16 protein-coding genes are annotated in these 15703 nt (G+C 42.5%); 13 read left to right on the forward strand and 3 right to left on the reverse strand.

The window, feature by feature from the left end; genetic code table 11:
* Window positions 1-196: 196 nt before the first annotated feature.
* Complete coding sequence (locus B0H99_RS15405; protein ID WP_106534574.1) at window positions 197-904, reverse strand: SDR family NAD(P)-dependent oxidoreductase; 708 nt, start codon at window positions 902-904, stop codon at window positions 197-199.
* A 125-nt stretch (window positions 905-1029) separates the two neighbouring features.
* Here B0H99_RS15405 and hpf point away from each other — a divergent pair, with 125 nt between their 5' ends.
* The 12 genes from hpf to B0H99_RS15465 all read left to right on the forward strand — a co-directional run bounded on the left by hpf (window position 1030) and on the right by B0H99_RS15465 (window position 13628).
* Window positions 1030-1599, forward strand: coding sequence for a ribosome hibernation-promoting factor, HPF/YfiA family (gene hpf, locus B0H99_RS15410; protein ID WP_106534575.1), 570 nt, complete (start codon window positions 1030-1032; stop codon window positions 1597-1599).
* A gap of 261 nt (window positions 1600-1860) precedes the next feature.
* Entirely contained in the window at window positions 1861-4380 is a 2520-nt protein-coding gene (secA, locus tag B0H99_RS15415) for a preprotein translocase subunit SecA (RefSeq protein WP_106534576.1), read from the forward strand.
* A gap of 63 nt (window positions 4381-4443) precedes the next feature.
* A protein-coding gene (prfB, locus tag B0H99_RS15420) for a peptide chain release factor 2 (RefSeq protein ID WP_106534616.1) occupies window positions 4444-5545 on the forward strand; the annotation gives its coding sequence in 2 pieces (ribosomal slippage) (window positions 4444-4515 and window positions 4517-5545; 1101 coding nt in all).
* A 160-nt stretch (window positions 5546-5705) separates the two neighbouring features.
* Window positions 5706-6578: a YitT family protein gene (locus B0H99_RS15425; protein WP_106534577.1), complete on the forward strand. Its 873-nt coding sequence runs from the start codon at window positions 5706-5708 to the stop codon at window positions 6576-6578.
* Window positions 6579-6628: 50 nt separating this feature from the next.
* Entirely contained in the window at window positions 6629-6976 is a 348-nt protein-coding gene (gene cccB, locus B0H99_RS15430; protein WP_106534578.1) for a cytochrome c551, read from the forward strand.
* A 263-nt stretch (window positions 6977-7239) separates the two neighbouring features.
* Complete coding sequence (gene ftsE / locus B0H99_RS15435; RefSeq protein ID WP_106534579.1) at window positions 7240-7926, forward strand: cell division ATP-binding protein FtsE; 687 nt, start codon at window positions 7240-7242, stop codon at window positions 7924-7926.
* Window positions 7916-8800, forward strand: coding sequence for a permease-like cell division protein FtsX (gene ftsX / locus B0H99_RS15440; RefSeq protein WP_106534580.1), 885 nt, complete (start codon window positions 7916-7918; stop codon window positions 8798-8800). Before ftsE ends, ftsX begins: the two co-directional genes overlap by 11 nt.
* Before the next feature lie 181 nt (window positions 8801-8981).
* Window positions 8982-10301 (forward strand): murein hydrolase activator EnvC family protein, encoded by a 1320-nt coding sequence (locus B0H99_RS15445; RefSeq protein ID WP_106534581.1) that lies wholly within the window; start codon window positions 8982-8984, stop codon window positions 10299-10301.
* A gap of 120 nt (window positions 10302-10421) precedes the next feature.
* On the forward strand, window positions 10422-10997 hold the full coding sequence (locus B0H99_RS15450; RefSeq protein WP_106534582.1) for a redoxin domain-containing protein: 576 nt from the start codon (window positions 10422-10424) through the stop codon (window positions 10995-10997).
* 12 nt (window positions 10998-11009) lie between these two features.
* A complete protein-coding gene (locus B0H99_RS15455) occupies window positions 11010-12116 on the forward strand; it encodes a trans-sulfuration enzyme family protein (RefSeq protein WP_106534583.1) in 1107 nt (368 codons plus the stop codon).
* A gap of 90 nt (window positions 12117-12206) precedes the next feature.
* The gene (locus B0H99_RS15460) at window positions 12207-13358 is read left to right on the forward strand and encodes a PDZ domain-containing protein (RefSeq protein WP_106534617.1); all 1152 of its coding nucleotides are present in this window, start codon (window positions 12207-12209) and stop codon (window positions 13356-13358) included.
* Window positions 13359-13370: 12 nt separating this feature from the next.
* A complete protein-coding gene (locus B0H99_RS15465) occupies window positions 13371-13628 on the forward strand; it encodes a CsbA family protein (protein ID WP_106534584.1) in 258 nt (85 codons plus the stop codon).
* A gap of 22 nt (window positions 13629-13650) precedes the next feature.
* Here the strand turns inward: B0H99_RS15465 and B0H99_RS15470 are convergent, their stop codons facing one another.
* Both B0H99_RS15470 and B0H99_RS15475 read right to left on the reverse strand, forming a co-directional pair.
* A complete protein-coding gene (locus tag B0H99_RS15470) occupies window positions 13651-13956 on the reverse strand; it encodes an AzlD domain-containing protein (protein WP_106534585.1) in 306 nt (101 codons plus the stop codon).
* A complete protein-coding gene (locus tag B0H99_RS15475) occupies window positions 13956-14648 on the reverse strand; it encodes an AzlC family ABC transporter permease (protein ID WP_106534586.1) in 693 nt (230 codons plus the stop codon). Before B0H99_RS15475 ends, B0H99_RS15470 begins: the two co-directional genes overlap by 1 nt.
* Window positions 14649-15016: 368 nt before the next feature.
* Here B0H99_RS15475 and B0H99_RS15480 point away from each other — a divergent pair, with 368 nt between their 5' ends.
* Window positions 15017-15646, forward strand: coding sequence for a TVP38/TMEM64 family protein (locus tag B0H99_RS15480; protein WP_106534587.1), 630 nt, complete (start codon window positions 15017-15019; stop codon window positions 15644-15646).
* The last annotated feature ends 57 nt before the right edge of the window (window positions 15647-15703 follow it).

Consider the following 15703-nt stretch of genomic DNA (forward strand, 5'->3'; position numbering starts at 1 on the left):
TGGTCGTGGGGGATGACAAGATCATAAAGGGCGGCATAAGGACTGGGTTTCATGGACGGTCTGTCTGGCATCATGGTTATCCCTCCTTGAAGTTAGAACCAGTATACAACAAAAAAAGCACCAAATTTCTAAAATCAGAAATTCGATGCTTTTTCTTAGGGTTTTTCAGTGGCCTCGTACTCCGGATGCCCTTTTTTCAATGCTCATATATCATTTTTCGTGTCATGCCGCCATCAATGGTCAAGCATTCGCCTGTGATAAATGAATTGCGCGGATCACTCAAGAAGAGGCAGGCACGAGCAATATCATCCACTTCGCCGACACGGCCGCTCCAATGTTGGCTGTGGTCAATATTCCGCAATTCTCCTGTCTCGCCAGTATGGATCCAGCCAGGAGCGATGGAATTCACCCGGATCTTTTTCTCGCTTAAGGTTGCGGCCAGTGAATGAGTCAATGCGTAAATCCCGCCTTTTGAAGCGGAATATGTTTCTGTGTTCGGCTCGGACATAAATGCTCTGGTCGAAGCCATATTAACGATCGAACGTATTTCGCCGGTCATGTACCGAGCCGCTTCGCGACTGCAGATAAAAACGCTTTTTAAATTGGTATTTAAAACACGATCCCAATCTGACTCTTCAATTTCCCATATAGACTTGAATTCTGAGACTCCTGCGTTATTGATTAAAGCATGGATTTCTCCGTAATCCCTATGGATTTGGGCAAATACCTCTGTTACTTGGCTAAAGTCGCCTACATCACATTGCCTGGAGTCAACCCCTTCAAGAGTAAACTTTTCTAGATCCAGTCCGATAACACGGGCTTTTTCAGACACGAAATGCTTGGCGATACTTTTTCCGATACCGTTTGCTGCTCCTGTAACAATAATTGTTTTGCCAGTGAACATTAGATCAACTCCTTCCGTTTAGTTTACCTGAATTATCATACTACAAAACTTTTTTTACGTTTTAAGGAGGAGGAGAAAGGGAAGATATAGAACTGTATAGATAGATACAAGAAGGAGGAGTTAAGATGCTACAATTCAATATTAAGGCAGACAACGTAGAAGCAACTCCAGCAGTGCGTGACTACATTGAAAAAAAAATTAGCAAAATTGAACGTTACTTCCCGGAAGGTACAAACTCAACAGCGATGGTTTACTTAAAAGCGATCAACCATAGCCAAACAAAAGTGGAAGTTACGATACCAATGAAAAACTTAACCTTACGGGGTGAAGAAAGCCATATAGAATTATATGCAGCAGTAGATTTGATTGTAAGCAAATTAGAGCGGCAAATACGTAAATATAAAACGAAAGTGAACCGCAAATTCCGCGACCGTGATGGCATCGGGGTTGCATTTGCAGCAGCAGAAAACGATTTGAGAAACCAGCAGGAAGAATCGGAAGAAGAAGATGATCTGACGATTGTCCGCACAAAACAATTCGATCTAAAACCGATGGATGAAGAAGAAGCGGTATTGCAGATGAATATGTTAGGCCACGATTTCTTCGTATTTACGGATGCAGAATCGAACGGCACAAACATCGTCTATAAACGCAAAGACGGAAGCTATGGTTTGATTGAAACAAGCTCTTCTTAACCGATGAATAAAAAGCCTCTCATGACGAGAGGCTTTTTTTGTTTGCCTCTGAATATAGCGCTATACCATGCAATTAAACCCGTTCGGATATTTGCACCCATGTATTCTCAGTGTTAAAATAAGAAGTGAGATTTTTGAAAAGACTAAACGCATAAGGGAATTAGGGAATTTATAAAGCGTTGCGTTAATTAAAATTATTCTATTATAGCAAAGGCGATCCGGCGATTTTCAAGGCGGACACTATGCAAGGAGCGGTTATAAATGCTTGGAGTATTGAACAAAGTATTCGATCCAAACAAACGGGACTTGAAAAGATTTGAAAAAATGGCTGATCAAATAGAGGCGTTAGCTTCTGACTTTGCAGCTCTTTCTGATGAAGAGCTTCAAGGGAAAACGCCAGACTTAATGGAGCGCTACCAAAAAGGTGAAACCCTTGATGCTTTGTTAGTAGAAGCGTTTGCTACAGTGCGCGAAGCTTCTAAACGGGTCCTAGGCATGTTCCCGTTCCGCGTCCAAATCATGGGTGCTATCTCCCTTCATGAAGGCAATATTTCCGAGATGAAAACAGGGGAAGGGAAAACCTTGACTTCTACTTTGTCGGTTTATTTGAACGCTTTATCAAAAAAAGGCGTACATGTTGTAACTGTCAATGAATACTTAGCGAGCCGGGATGCTGAAGAAATGGGCAAGCTGTTCAGATGGCTAGGGTTGTCTGTCGGCTTGAACCTGAATAGCCTAACAAAAGAAGAAAAGCGTGAAGCCTATGCTTCCGATATCACATATAGCACAAACAATGAACTAGGCTTTGATTACTTACGGGACAACATGGTTTTGTATAAGGAAGAGATGGTACAGCGTGAACTAAATTATGCTGTTATCGATGAAGTCGATTCAATCCTTATTGATGAAGCGCGTACACCGCTGATCATTTCCGGCCAAGCTGCAAAAGCTGCACAGCTTTACATGCAAGCTAATGCATTTACGCGAGTTTTGACTAAAGATACTGATTATACGTATGACGAGACGACTAAAGGAGTCATGTTAACGGAAGACGGCATTGAAAAAGTAGAGAAAGCTTTCGGGATCGAAAACTTGTTTGACATGAACCATGTACGCTTAAACCATGCAATCAACCAGGCACTGAAGGCGCAAGTGACGATGCACCGGGATGTTGATTATGTTGTCCAGGACGGCGAGGTTATTATCGTCGATCAGTTTACAGGACGTTTGATGAAAGGCCGCCGCTATTCGGACGGTCTGCATCAGGCAATCGAGGCTAAAGAAGCTTTGGAAGTCCAAAACGAATCCATGACGATGGCTACGATTACATTCCAAAACTATTTCCGTATGTACAAAAAGCTTTCCGGCATGACGGGGACAGCAAAGACTGAGGAAGAGGAATTCCGCAATATTTATAATATGAACGTCATTTCCATCCCGACCAATAAACCGATTATCCGGGATGACCGGGTCGACTTGATTTATGCAACGATTGCCGGAAAATACAAGGCGGTGGGCGACGATATAGCGGAGCGCCATAAAAAAGGGCAACCGGTTTTGGTGGGGACAGTTGCTATTGAAACGTCCGAAATCATATCGGATTATTTGACGAAAAAAGGCATCAAACATTCCGTATTGAACGCTAAAAACCATGCTTTTGAAGCAGAAATCATTTTGAATGCCGGCCAAAAAGGCGCCGTTACAATTGCGACAAACATGGCTGGACGCGGTACAGATATCAAACTTGGCGAAGGTGTTAGAGAAGTCGGAGGCTTGGCTGTCCTTGGTACAGAGCGCCATGAGTCCCGCCGTATTGATAACCAGCTGCGCGGACGTTCTGGACGACAAGGGGACCCGGGCGTTACACAATTTTATCTTTCTCTGGAAGATGAATTGATGCGCCGTTTCGGCTCTGATGCAATGCGCAATATGATGGGCAAGTTAGGTATGGACGATTCCCAGCCGCTGCAATCGCGCATGGTTACCCGCTCGGTCGAATCCGCCCAAAAACGTGTGGAAGGCAATAACTTCGATGCACGGAAACGCTTGCTTCAATACGATGATGTATTGCGCCAACAGCGTGAAATTATTTACAAGGAACGTATGGAAGTAATTGAAACCGATGATATGCGCGCTTTGGTAGAGAAGATGATTGACAGTACAGTCGATAGAATGGTTGCGGTTCACACTGCAGAAGAAAAGCAAGAAAATTGGCACTTGAAGTCTCTTGCTGATACGATTGCCGCTAATTTACTTCCGGAAAACACCATTACCGAAGCAGATTTGCAAAACAAATCACAAGAAGAAATTACAGAGTTAATTAAAACGAAAATAACAGCACATTACGATGAAAAAGAAGCGGAATTGACACCGGAACGCATGCGTGAATTCGAAAAAGTCGTTCTTCTACGTTCAATTGATTCTAAATGGATCGATCATATTGATGCGATGGACCAATTGCGCCAGGGAATTCACTTGCGCGCATATGGACAAACCGATCCGCTTCGTGAATACCAAAATGAAGGCTTTAATATGTTCGAAGCAATGGTTGAATCCATTGAAGAAGACGTAGCCAAATATGCTATGAAGGCGGAAATACGCAATAACCTGGAGCGCCAAGAAGTGGCGAAAGGACAAGCCATCAATCCAAAAGAAGATGGTCCGCCAGCTAAAAAGAAAAAAGAGCCTGCACGGAAGAGTGTCGAAATTGGACGAAATGATGCATGTCCTTGCGGCAGTGGCAAGAAGTATAAAAACTGCCACGGTGCAGCAGCGCTATAAGAAGCACGACAAGACCGAAGAGCCAAGCTCTTCGGTGTTATTTTGAGGAGGAACATATACATGATGGATTTAGCAGATATCCGCAATGAGCTCGACAAATCAGCCAAGAAATTGGCGGACTTCAGGGGGTCTCTTTGACTTAGAGAACAAAGAGGCGCGGATTCAGGAATTAGATGAAATGATGATCGACCCGGATTTTTGGAATAGCCAAGAAAAGGCTCAGGTAGTCATTTCCGAATTGAATGGATTGAAAGATATTGTAAATACGTACCACGGGTTCGTGGATACTCAGGAAAATTTAGAAATGACACTTGAACTTCTGCGGGAAGAACAGGATGAAGATTTGCATGAAGAACTGAGTACGGAAATGAAAACATTTGTATCTGAACTCAGTGATTATGAATTGCAAATGCTGTTAAGTGAACCGTATGACAAAAACAACGCCATTTTAGAATTGCACCCGGGAGCCGGTGGAACTGAGTCTCAAGACTGGTGCTCAATGCTATTGCGCATGTATACCCGCTGGGCTGAAAAACGCGGCTTTAAAGTAGAGACGCTTGACTACTTGGCAGGTGATGAAGCTGGAGTCAAGTCCGTCACACTTGGCATTAAAGGCCATAACGCGTACGGCTACTTGAAAGCTGAAAAGGGCGTTCACCGACTTGTAAGAATTTCTCCTTTTGATTCATCTGGCCGTCGCCATACATCGTTCGTGTCATGTGAAGTCATGCCGGAATTCACTGGCGAAATTGAAATCGATATCCGCACGGAAGACTTGAAGATTGATACGTACCGGGCAAGTGGAGCTGGCGGACAGCATATCAATACAACCGACTCAGCGGTGCGGATTACGCATTTGCCTACGGGAGCTGTTGTCACGTGCCAACAAGAACGTTCGCAAATTAAAAACCGCGAAAAGGCTATGCAAATGCTAAAAGCAAAATTGTATGCTTTAAAGATAGAAGAGCAGGAAGCCCAATTGCTTGAAATCCGTGGTGAGCAAAAAGAAATCGGATGGGGAAGCCAAATCCGTTCTTACGTGTTCCATCCATACTCAATGGTAAAAGATCATCGCACCAATTATGAAACAGGCAATTTATCAGCGGTTATGGATGGGGATATTGATGGTTTCATCAATTCTCTTCTCCGCTCGAAAATGCAGTAATTTTTAAGACCCGAAGCACTAAGTGCTTCGGGTCTTTTTGTTTCCATTCTTTAATATAAGATTTGCTTTATCCGGATGAAGTTCACAAGAAGGCTGCCATTTGCTATACTCTGACAGGAATCATGTGTACTTACTTATACGGAAAGAGGCATCATAAAATATGAAGAAAAAACAGGAACGCACCTACAACGAACCGCATCCAGTGTTATCTGCCATAAGAGATTATCTTGGCGTACTTATCGGATCCGCTATTGTTGCCATTTCCTTCAACGTGTTGCTGCTGCCTAATGAAGTGGCTTCGGGAGGCGTCAGCGGCATTAGTACGATCTTGAAAGGGCTGTTTGAATGGAAACCGGCTTTTGTCCAGTGGACATTCAATATCCCTCTGTTTATCGCTGGAGTCCTTCTTCTCGGCAGAAATTTTGGAATCAAAACAGCCGTAGGAACGATTTTTTTGCCATTTGTCGTGTTCCTGACAGAAACATGGGAACCGTGGACGTTAAATCCTTTGCTTGGCGCGTTGTTTGGCGGCATCATGGTCGGACTTGGACTAGGCATTGTATTTCGGGCAAAAGCTTCAACTGGCGGAACTGATTTGGCTGCGCAGATAATTACAAAGTATACCGGTCTCTCGCTGGGAACCAGTATTGCACTTATTGATGGCTTTATCGTTTTGGCTGCGGCTTTTGTTTTTAATATTGAAAATGGGCTTTATGCATTGATTGGCCTGTTCGTTACGACAAAAACGATTGATCTTGTCCAAGTAGGGTTCGGCCGTTCCAAATTGGTTTATATTATTACTACCAAGCAAGTCGAAATCCGGGACGCTATCTATGAAGAAGTGGACCGGGGAGTTACAAAACTTACTGCAACCGGTGGCTATACAGATACCGAAAAACCGCTTCTGATGGTTGTCGTGCATCAAACAGAATTTACCCGATTAAAGCAATTGGTGAAATTAATTGACCCTTCTGCTTTTGTTATCGTTTCGGATGCATCGGAAGTTCTTGGCGAGGGTTTTAAACGTTCTTAAATTAGGTATACTTTAATTAACGTGAAAACATCTTGGAGGAGGCAGCATACATGAAAAGAGGAATACTCGCTTTAATGCTCGGCTCGGCACTTGCCTTGGGCGCTTGTGGAGGAAATGGCGAAACGACAACAGAACCTGCACCTGCACCAACAGAAGGCGGCGGCTCTGGCTCATCTTCTGTTGACCCGGAACAAGTCGTCCAGCAAAATTGCATCTCTTGCCATGGTGAAAATCTGGAAGGCGCAGGTAATTTTCCTGCATTAAATAATGTTGGTTCGCGTTTATCTCAAGAAGAAATCCGCAGTGTTATTGATAACGGTAAAGGTGCAATGCCTGCTGATATTATCGAAGGCGAAGAAGCAGACGCAGTGGCTGAATGGTTAGCAAGCAAAAAGTAAACCGGCTTAAGAGCCGGTTTTTCTTATGCAAAAAAATTCAAAAATTAGACACATAAACTGCATACTTAATAAAAATGTATGAAAAACAGAAATTAAAATTGTCTTTTATAGGGACTTTAGATATAGATAAGCGAAAACCTTTTAAAATATTTGAAACACAACTGTAATACAAAAAAAGGTTTAAGGTGATATAATAAGTCAGTCGGAAATTTTAACGGAAATGCAAATTGGAGAAAATCCAATAAATATAGGTGGTTAAGTAAATGATTCAAATGAAGAATGTTTATAAAAAATATCCGAATGGCATTGTCGCTCTCAACGGATTGACTGTTGGAATAGAACAAGGTGAATTCGTATATGTGGTAGGTCCGAGCGGCGCGGGGAAATCAACATTCATCAAAATGATGTATCGTGAAGAACGCCCGACTTCAGGACAAATGCTGATAAATGGCGTAGATCTTGCTACGTTAAAAAATAAAAAAGTTCCATTGCTTCGCCGTCAAATCGGTGTTGTATTTCAGGATTTCAAATTGCTTCCACGGCTGAATGTATACGAAAACGTCGCATTTGCTCTTGAAGTAATTGAAGAAACTCCAGAAAAGATCAGGAAACGGGTTATGGAAGTATTAGAATTGGTTGGATTAAAACATAAAGCACGGATGTTCCCGACAGAACTGTCAGGAGGGGAACAGCAACGGGTTTCCATTGCGCGTTCAATCGTCAACAAACCTAAAGTAGTGATTGCAGACGAGCCTACTGGAAATCTGGATCCTGAAACATCTTGGGACATAATGGATTTGTTTGAACAAATCAATGCTACTGGAACGACTATTTTAATGGCCACTCATAACCGTGAAGTGGTTAATAACAGAAGACATCGTGTAATTGCGATAGAAGGCGGCTTAATTGTTCGTGATGTAGCTGGAGGTGATTACGGCTATGAAGGCTAGAACATTAACACGCCATTTTAGAGAAAGCTTGAAAAGCTTAGGCCGCAACAGCTGGATGACATTTGCCTCTGTCAGCGCTGTTACTGTCACTTTGCTCCTAGTCGGTGTATTCGTTTTGATCATGATGAACCTAAATAAAGTAGCCGATGATTTAGAAAATGATGTTGAAATAAAAACATTCGTTTCTTTAGAGGCGGATGATGCTAGAATAGAAGAAATACAAAAAACAATCCAATCCATGCCGGGTGTTGAATCCGTAACTTTTTCGACAAAAGAACAAGAATTGACTGATTTGGTTCTTGATTTTGGGGATGAGCTAAGCTTGTTTCAGCAAAGCAACCCATTGTTTGATGTCTTCTATATAAAAGCTTCGGAACCTCAAAAAACACAAGAAGTAGCGACTGAAATAGCAAAAATAGAAAATATCGAAGACGTGAAATACGGCGAAGGCAAGATTGAAAAGCTGTTCAACGTATTAAATACGGGACGGAATGTCGGTTTAGTCTTGATTCTGGCATTGCTGTTTACCGCTATGTTCTTAATTTCTAATACAATACGGATCACGATTGTAGCTAGACGCCATGAAATTGAAATCATGAAGCTAGTGGGCGCAACCAACTGGTTTGTCCGTATTCCGTTTATTTTAGAAGGCATGTGGCTAGGGCTCTTGGGGTCGATTATTCCGATTGCGCTCGTATCTACCCTCTATTATAAAGTAACTGATTTTGCAAAACCTAAGCTAAGTGGTGAAATGATTCAACTGCTTGATTTAACTCCGTTCATTTATCAAGTGAGTGTATTGATTTTGGTAATGGGCGTGTTTATCGGAATCTGGGGCAGCTTTATGTCCATCCGGAAATTCTTACGCGTATAAGGGAAGTAATTTGCTCTGTTAAAGGTTATTGTTGATTTTTTTAGAAGGAACAAAGGATACGCGCTTTTTTTGAGAAGAGCGCGATTCCCTTCAAAATCAATAACTTCATTTAACAGAGTTTTTGGATTAAAAAGAGATAGAGAGATAGGCAAAGAACGAAAGCCGAAAGGGGAACACGAACTTGAGCTCGAAATCGAAATGGATGTTGTCAGGTATTTCGTCGGTGTTAGCTTTATCTATTTTATTGCCGACAGCTGCAAATGCGGACAAATTAAGTGACTTGGAACGAAAGCAGCAAGAAGCTCAGCATCATAAACATGAATTGACTTCTGATATAAGCAAAAAAACAGAGAAAATGGCTAAAAACGCATTAAAGCTGGAAGAGATTATGGGGAAAATCGAGGATTTAAACCATAAAATTGAAGAAACAAAAGCCAAAATTGATAGTGTACAGGCTGATATAGATTATACAAAAGCTGAAATCGATGAATTGAGAAAGTCGATTGAAGAACTTGAACGCAAAATAGCAGAACGTGATCAATTGCTGCAAGAACGCGCCCGCGCCATTCAATTAAGCGGCGGATCAGTCGACTATGTAGACGTACTGCTTGGAGCGAACAACTTTGTTGATTTTATTGACCGGTTTTCAGCTGTTAACACATTGATTGAAGCGGATCGCGAAATCATGCGTGAACAAGCAGCTGACAAAAAGCTATTGGCAGAACAAAAAGTGCAAGTCGAAAGAAAACTTGCTGAGCAGGAGCAACGGCGTATAGAATTGGTTTCCCTTAATGATAAATTGAATGGCCAAAAGAAAGAACAGGCAGGTCTTGTAGAAGAACTGAAAGCCGAGCAAAAGCAATTGTCCAAAGAAAAGTCGCAATTGGTGCAGCAACGCAATGAAGCAATCAGCGTCAGCTCAGACTTGGAAAAGCAGATTGAAAAAGAACAAAACCGCCTTGCAGAACTAGCTCGCAAAGCGGAAGAAGCACGCCAGCAAAAGCTTGCAGCTGAACGCAAAGCAGCAGCTCAGAAAGCACGCAATTCAAGTTCGTCTGCATCTTCTTACACAGCACCCGCAAGAGTTATAAATTCAGGATTCATCACGCCAACTTCAGGCCGTTATACATCTAGATTTGGCTGGCGCAATATAGGCGATGGGCCTGAATTCCATCAAGGAGTGGACATTGCAAATAGTATTGGTACGACTGTTAAAGCAGCGGCCAGCGGCTATGTATCATTTGCTGGCAATATGGGCGGTTATGGCAATGTGGTAATCCTAACCCATTCGATTAACGGACAAACCCATGCAACGGTTTACGCTCATTTAAATTCAATTGATGTTTCTGCAGGGCAAGAAGTATCACAGGGGCAGCGTGTTGGCGGATTAGGCAACTCTGGCCGTTCAACTGGGCCACACCTACATTTTGAAATTCATGTTGGTCCATGGAATGGCGCACGTACTAACGCAGTCAATCCTGCTTCATTTGTATCCCTATAATCTTAAACGGCCGGCATCTTCGAGATGCCGGCCGTTTTTTTAGAAGGGAAATCATTGCATCATTAGTGGAATGTTTAGGGGGTTCTATCGTATGATGAAGAAGAACGGAGTGAAGAAAAAATGCCGAAAAGAATAATTGGCTTATTGCTGATGGCTGTTATGATAGGAATTGTGATTTCTGGAATTGTAAAAAATAATATAGAACAAAATGAATCTCTTGAAACAATGTCTGTCGGTACTGACGTGGAGTTTTTGGCTACAAAAGAAGGGCTGGCGCCAGGTGAAGTCGCCCCAGATTTTGAACTGACTACATTATCAGGGGAAGCGGTAAAGTTATCAGATTACAAGGGGAAAAAAGTGATATTAAATTTTTGGGCAACGTGGTGCCCTCCTTGCAAAGCAGAAATGCCGCTTATGCAAAATTACTATGATGATGCAAAAGAAGAAAATGTGGAAATCTTAGCCGTCAATTTAACGACAGAAGACCGGGGGATTGACAAAATTACGGAATTTGTAAGAGCTCATAACCTGACATTCCCTGTTCCGATGGATAAAGAAGGTGATATTGGCTCTATTTACCAAGCTATTACAATACCGACTTCTTATATGATCGATACAGAAGGCCGTGTCCAAAAGAAACATATTGGCCCAATGGACGAGAAAGTAATGAAGGATTATATTGCCAATTTACAATAAGGAGATGTGGTTATGAAGTCATTTGAAACAATGTCAGTCCAGACGGCAAAAGCGGAGGGAAGAGTTATCCAACCAAAAGTGATGCCTGTCTACCAAACATCCGCTTTCTCTTTTTCTTCCTTAGAGGAAATGGAAGGCTACTATGAAGGAAACGGAACTTACCTATATTCCAGAACTGCTAATCCAAATACTGATGCACTTGGGCAAACGGTCGCCGATCTAGAAAAGGCACCTAAAGGGATAGCAGCATCTTCCGGGATGGCTGCGATACTTGCCGGTACTCTGGCAGTTGTTCAAACTGGCGACCATGTGCTGGCGGCAGAAGATGTTTATGGAGGCACTTTTCTTTTGTTGAAGGAAGAGCTTTTGCGAATGGGCATCCATGTCCACTTTGCTGATTTCAAAGATACGAAAGCAATTGAACAGCAGCTGATTGATTATCCGGAAGTGAAATTGGTGATCAGCGAGTCTATCACGAATCCATTTTTACGGGTGGAAAATATTGAAGGACTCTGCGGAATTGCAAAACAATATGGCGTAAAAGTATTGATCGATAATACGTTCGCTACGCCATATACCATACAGCCTTTTATACATGGTGCCGATTTAGTCGTCCACAGCGCGACAAAGTATTTAGGCGGACATGGAGACGTTACAGCGGGTGTTTTGGTGGGGCACGGAGACTTGATCGAACAAGCAGAAAAACGGATTGTCAATTTCGGCATGAATTTAAGTCCGTATGAAGCTTGGCTGACGATCAGAGGCATAAAAACCTTAGCTCTGCGCATGAAAGCCCAGACGGAAAATGCGATGGCCATTGCAGCGTTTCTGGAAGAAAAACTGCGCGTATGGTATCCAGGAAAGGGAGCCATTGTAACTTTTGAGCTTCCAGAGCATGTGGACGTCTATCGCTTTTTTTCTTCCCTCGGCTGGATTGGGATTGTGCCGACTCTAGCAGGTGTTGAAACAACTGTTTCTTATCCATACAGCACATCACATCGTGAATTGACGGATGAAGAAAAACAAAAAGTTGGTGTGACTAAACAGACCGTCCGTTTGTCAGCGGGAATAGAAGGCACCCAAGATATTTTGGATCAGCTTGCCGCTGCAATCAATTAACTGAAAAAGAAGTGCAGAATACGGAGAATCTTTGATACAATGGTAAGAAACGTGTGTTGCCGGTGATGGGAAGGTGTTAATAACGTGATAATGGATGTATTGCTCGACATAGGAAGGTTTTTTATCAATCCGGTTTTTTACATAGCGCTAATAGCCGCGATTCTTCTCGGATATTTTCGGGTGAAAAAAGAACGGAAAGAGTTTAGGACACGGATAGTCTGGGGTTGGACAGAGCTCGGTGGTTTATTAAAAGAAGGATTTTTATTTGCAGTTGGATTGTCCATCTTGATTGCAGGACTTGGTCTAGTAGTGCCAACGGAATGGCTTATTGCGTTAAGCATCGTCACCCTAATATTGCTTATTTCTGGTCTTTACCAAATAGGTTCATTCATTTATTTGTCAACAGCAGCCGTGCTTTTAGGCTGGTTGATGCAAAAAAACGATTGGGCTATTGACCTCGGCTTTTTCCGGTTCGACGGCTACTCTTTATCGTGGAACTGGCTGCTTCCGGTCGCCTTGATTACAGGGATTGTGGTTTTGATTGAAGGCTGGCTGGTCAGAAAATATGGCGCCGCTTCTTCTTCACCGAGACTGGAAAAATCCCCAAGGGGAATGATGGCTGCCCTTTACCAAACAAAACGGTTATGGCTAATTCCTGTTTTATTTGTTGTACCGGGTTCATTAGTGGAGTCTTATGCACCCTACTGGCCGCAATTGCCAATTGGGGAAAGTTCTTTCTCATTTATTTTATTTCCCCTTGTTTTCGGTTTTCAAAATCGCGCACGAAAAACCTTGCCGATCTATTTCTTTCCGCGAATCGGTAAGTTTATCATGATAGCCGGAGGAGCGGTTGTCCTCTTATCGTTAGGGGCGTTCCTGTGGAAGCCGATGGCGTTAGCAGCACTGATTGTTGGTACATTGGCGCATTTAGCAATCACTATTTACTTTACTGTCAAAGAACGCCAAGGAAATCACGCGGTCACTCCTCAAGCCGTGGGAGTAATGATTGTCGATGTACTGCCGGATTCGCCTGCCGATAAAATGGGCTTGATCCGCGGTGAAGTGATTCGTAAAGTAAATGGGTTAACGGTTACAAACGAATCGGAGCTTTATGAGGCGATTCAGGTCAATGCCGCGCATTGCCGTTTGGAAGTGCTGGACCACAACAGGGAAGTCCGGCTTCGCCAGCATGTTATCTTCCGGCATGACCATCACCGCTTAGGATTGATTGTAGTAAATTAAGGAGACAAGAAAATGGACTCGATGTTAACGAAATTTTTATTGTCTTTATTAGTGCCTGGCTTGCTTGTGGTTCTTTTCACCCGAGTGACTTTCCATCATATAGTCGGATTGGTTTTAACGGTAGCACTGATAGCGGCAGCTGTTTATGCCGGTTATACAAATACATGGTTTTTATACGTCGTCAATGCCGCATCCCTGACTATTGGATTTTGGTATGCCACCAATATGTTCAACAAACGCAAAAAAGCCGAAACTCATGAAAATGAGTGACGGCTTTTTTCTTTGAGGAAAATCAAAAAAGCAAACTATAAATCGACAATACAGCAATCGAACCTAACACAACAGTCATCACATTGGCGCCGGTAAAGGCAATGCCAAATGCTGCAACCGCACCTATAACGCCAAACCAGATATTTTCTTGGATAAAAAAGATGGCAGGAAAGATCAAAGCGCCTAGAACTGCGTATGGGATGTTTCGAAGAACGTGCTGTATAGGTAGTGGAAGTTCACGCCCTTCTAACAATGTTAAAGGAATAGCTCGCGGAAGGTAAGTCACTGCCGCCATCCCAAGAATCATCCACCAATACCAAGTTTCCATTACGATTTCACCTCTTTTGGAGAAATAAGTTCAATAAGGACTGCCGAGACCAGAGTGGAGACCATAATGGCCCAACCAGTCGAAAGCCACCCGGTAAAATAAAAAAATGAGTTGGTGAGTGCAGCAATGGCTGCCAAGCTGACCACTTTTCGATTGCCCCGCATTGAAGGGACGAGCAATCCAACGAACATGGCATATAGCGCAATCGACATTGATGCCTGCAGAAACTGTGGCAGATTGGCGCCAATCAAATGTCCGATTGCCGTAAAGATGACCCAACTGCCATAAGAAATGAGGATGACACCAGCAGCGAAGGGTGTTCGAAGCTTGCCGCCTTTTTGGGTAGCTAATACTGAAAATGACTCATCCGTAATGCCAAAAGCATATAATGCTTTTTTCCAACGGGCATCCGGTTGCATCTTTTCATTGAGCGCAGCCGTCATTAAAAAGTGGCGGATGTTAACGATGAACGTATTCAATACAATCACTGCAGGAGCTACACCCGCTGCTATCAATGACAATGAAATGTATTGCGCAGCGCCTGCAAAAACAAAAATACTCATAGCTGTCGCTTCAATGATGGAAAGCCCTGTTGTTTTTGCAAGCAAACCGAAAGTTAAAGCTATTGGGAAATACCCGATTGCAATACTCGTCCCGGCTTTCAGCCCGGCGGTGAATCCACGTGTGTCCAAATGACTCTCTCCTTATGTACGAGTATTTCTCTTTTCCAAATAGGGCTAAAGAGTGTAAAGTAATGATTAACATGTATCATGCACTAAATGATTCCAGAAAGAGAAGCTTTAAGCCCAGTGCTTGTTCAAACTGGCGGTTTCAGCGACTTACTTTAAGCAACATAAGTCAATGATACTGTATTTTCAGTTTAACACTTGCCTTCTTTGAAAAAAAGGAACCGCCTAAAATAAGTATATTTGCTTAGTACTATTTTTGTACCAGCAGTACGTATTTTAACTCTATTTATTAAAAGGAATGCATTATAAATAAAAAGAAATATGCTTTTAAGCACGATAATTAAAATTAATCAATTAAAGGATGAGCTAGAATGATGGATATCGTTTCGTGGGAAAATATATATGAGTTGACTCAGTCGTATCGGGCATTAGGGCCGATTATCGGATTTTTGCTTCCTTTTCTTGAGTCGTTTCTTCCCTTTTTGCCTTTATTTGCTTTTGTAGTAGCAAATGCCACAGCCTACGGTTTTTGGTTCGGGTTTCTTCTATCATGGGCAGGAACCGTGGCAGGATCATATGCGGTATTTTTGATAATCCGTAAATTTGGCCAAGCCCGTTTCTTAAATTTTATGACTCGTCACAAAAGAGTCCAGCGGCTCATTCATTGGGTGGAGCGAACTGGCTTCGGCCCGCTCTTCTTAATTATTTGTTTTCCTTTTACACCTTCTGCACTTGTGAATTTGGTTGCTGGACTGGCAAATATAAGAAAACATTATTATTTGGGAACGCTCATGGCCGGAAAATTTGTCATGGTTTTTATTGTCACTTTTGTTGGGCATGACATCCAAGCCCTCTTTACCCAACCGCTTCGTACAGCTATTGTTGTGCTGCTTATTGCTTCCCTGTATATTGGCGGAAAAATTCTTGAAAATCAAATGAATAAAAAAGCTGAAGCAGAATTTCGCAGAATAAGAGCAGAACGCAGCAAAGAGCAACCGTAAAACAACTGCAGTGGATTTTATAAAAGTTTTCCTTTAAAATAAGAACAAATGTTCTTA

It is taken from the genome of Planomicrobium soli (genome assembly GCF_003014655.1).
Classification (GTDB): domain Bacteria; phylum Bacillota; class Bacilli; order Bacillales_A; family Planococcaceae; genus Planococcus; species Planococcus soli_B.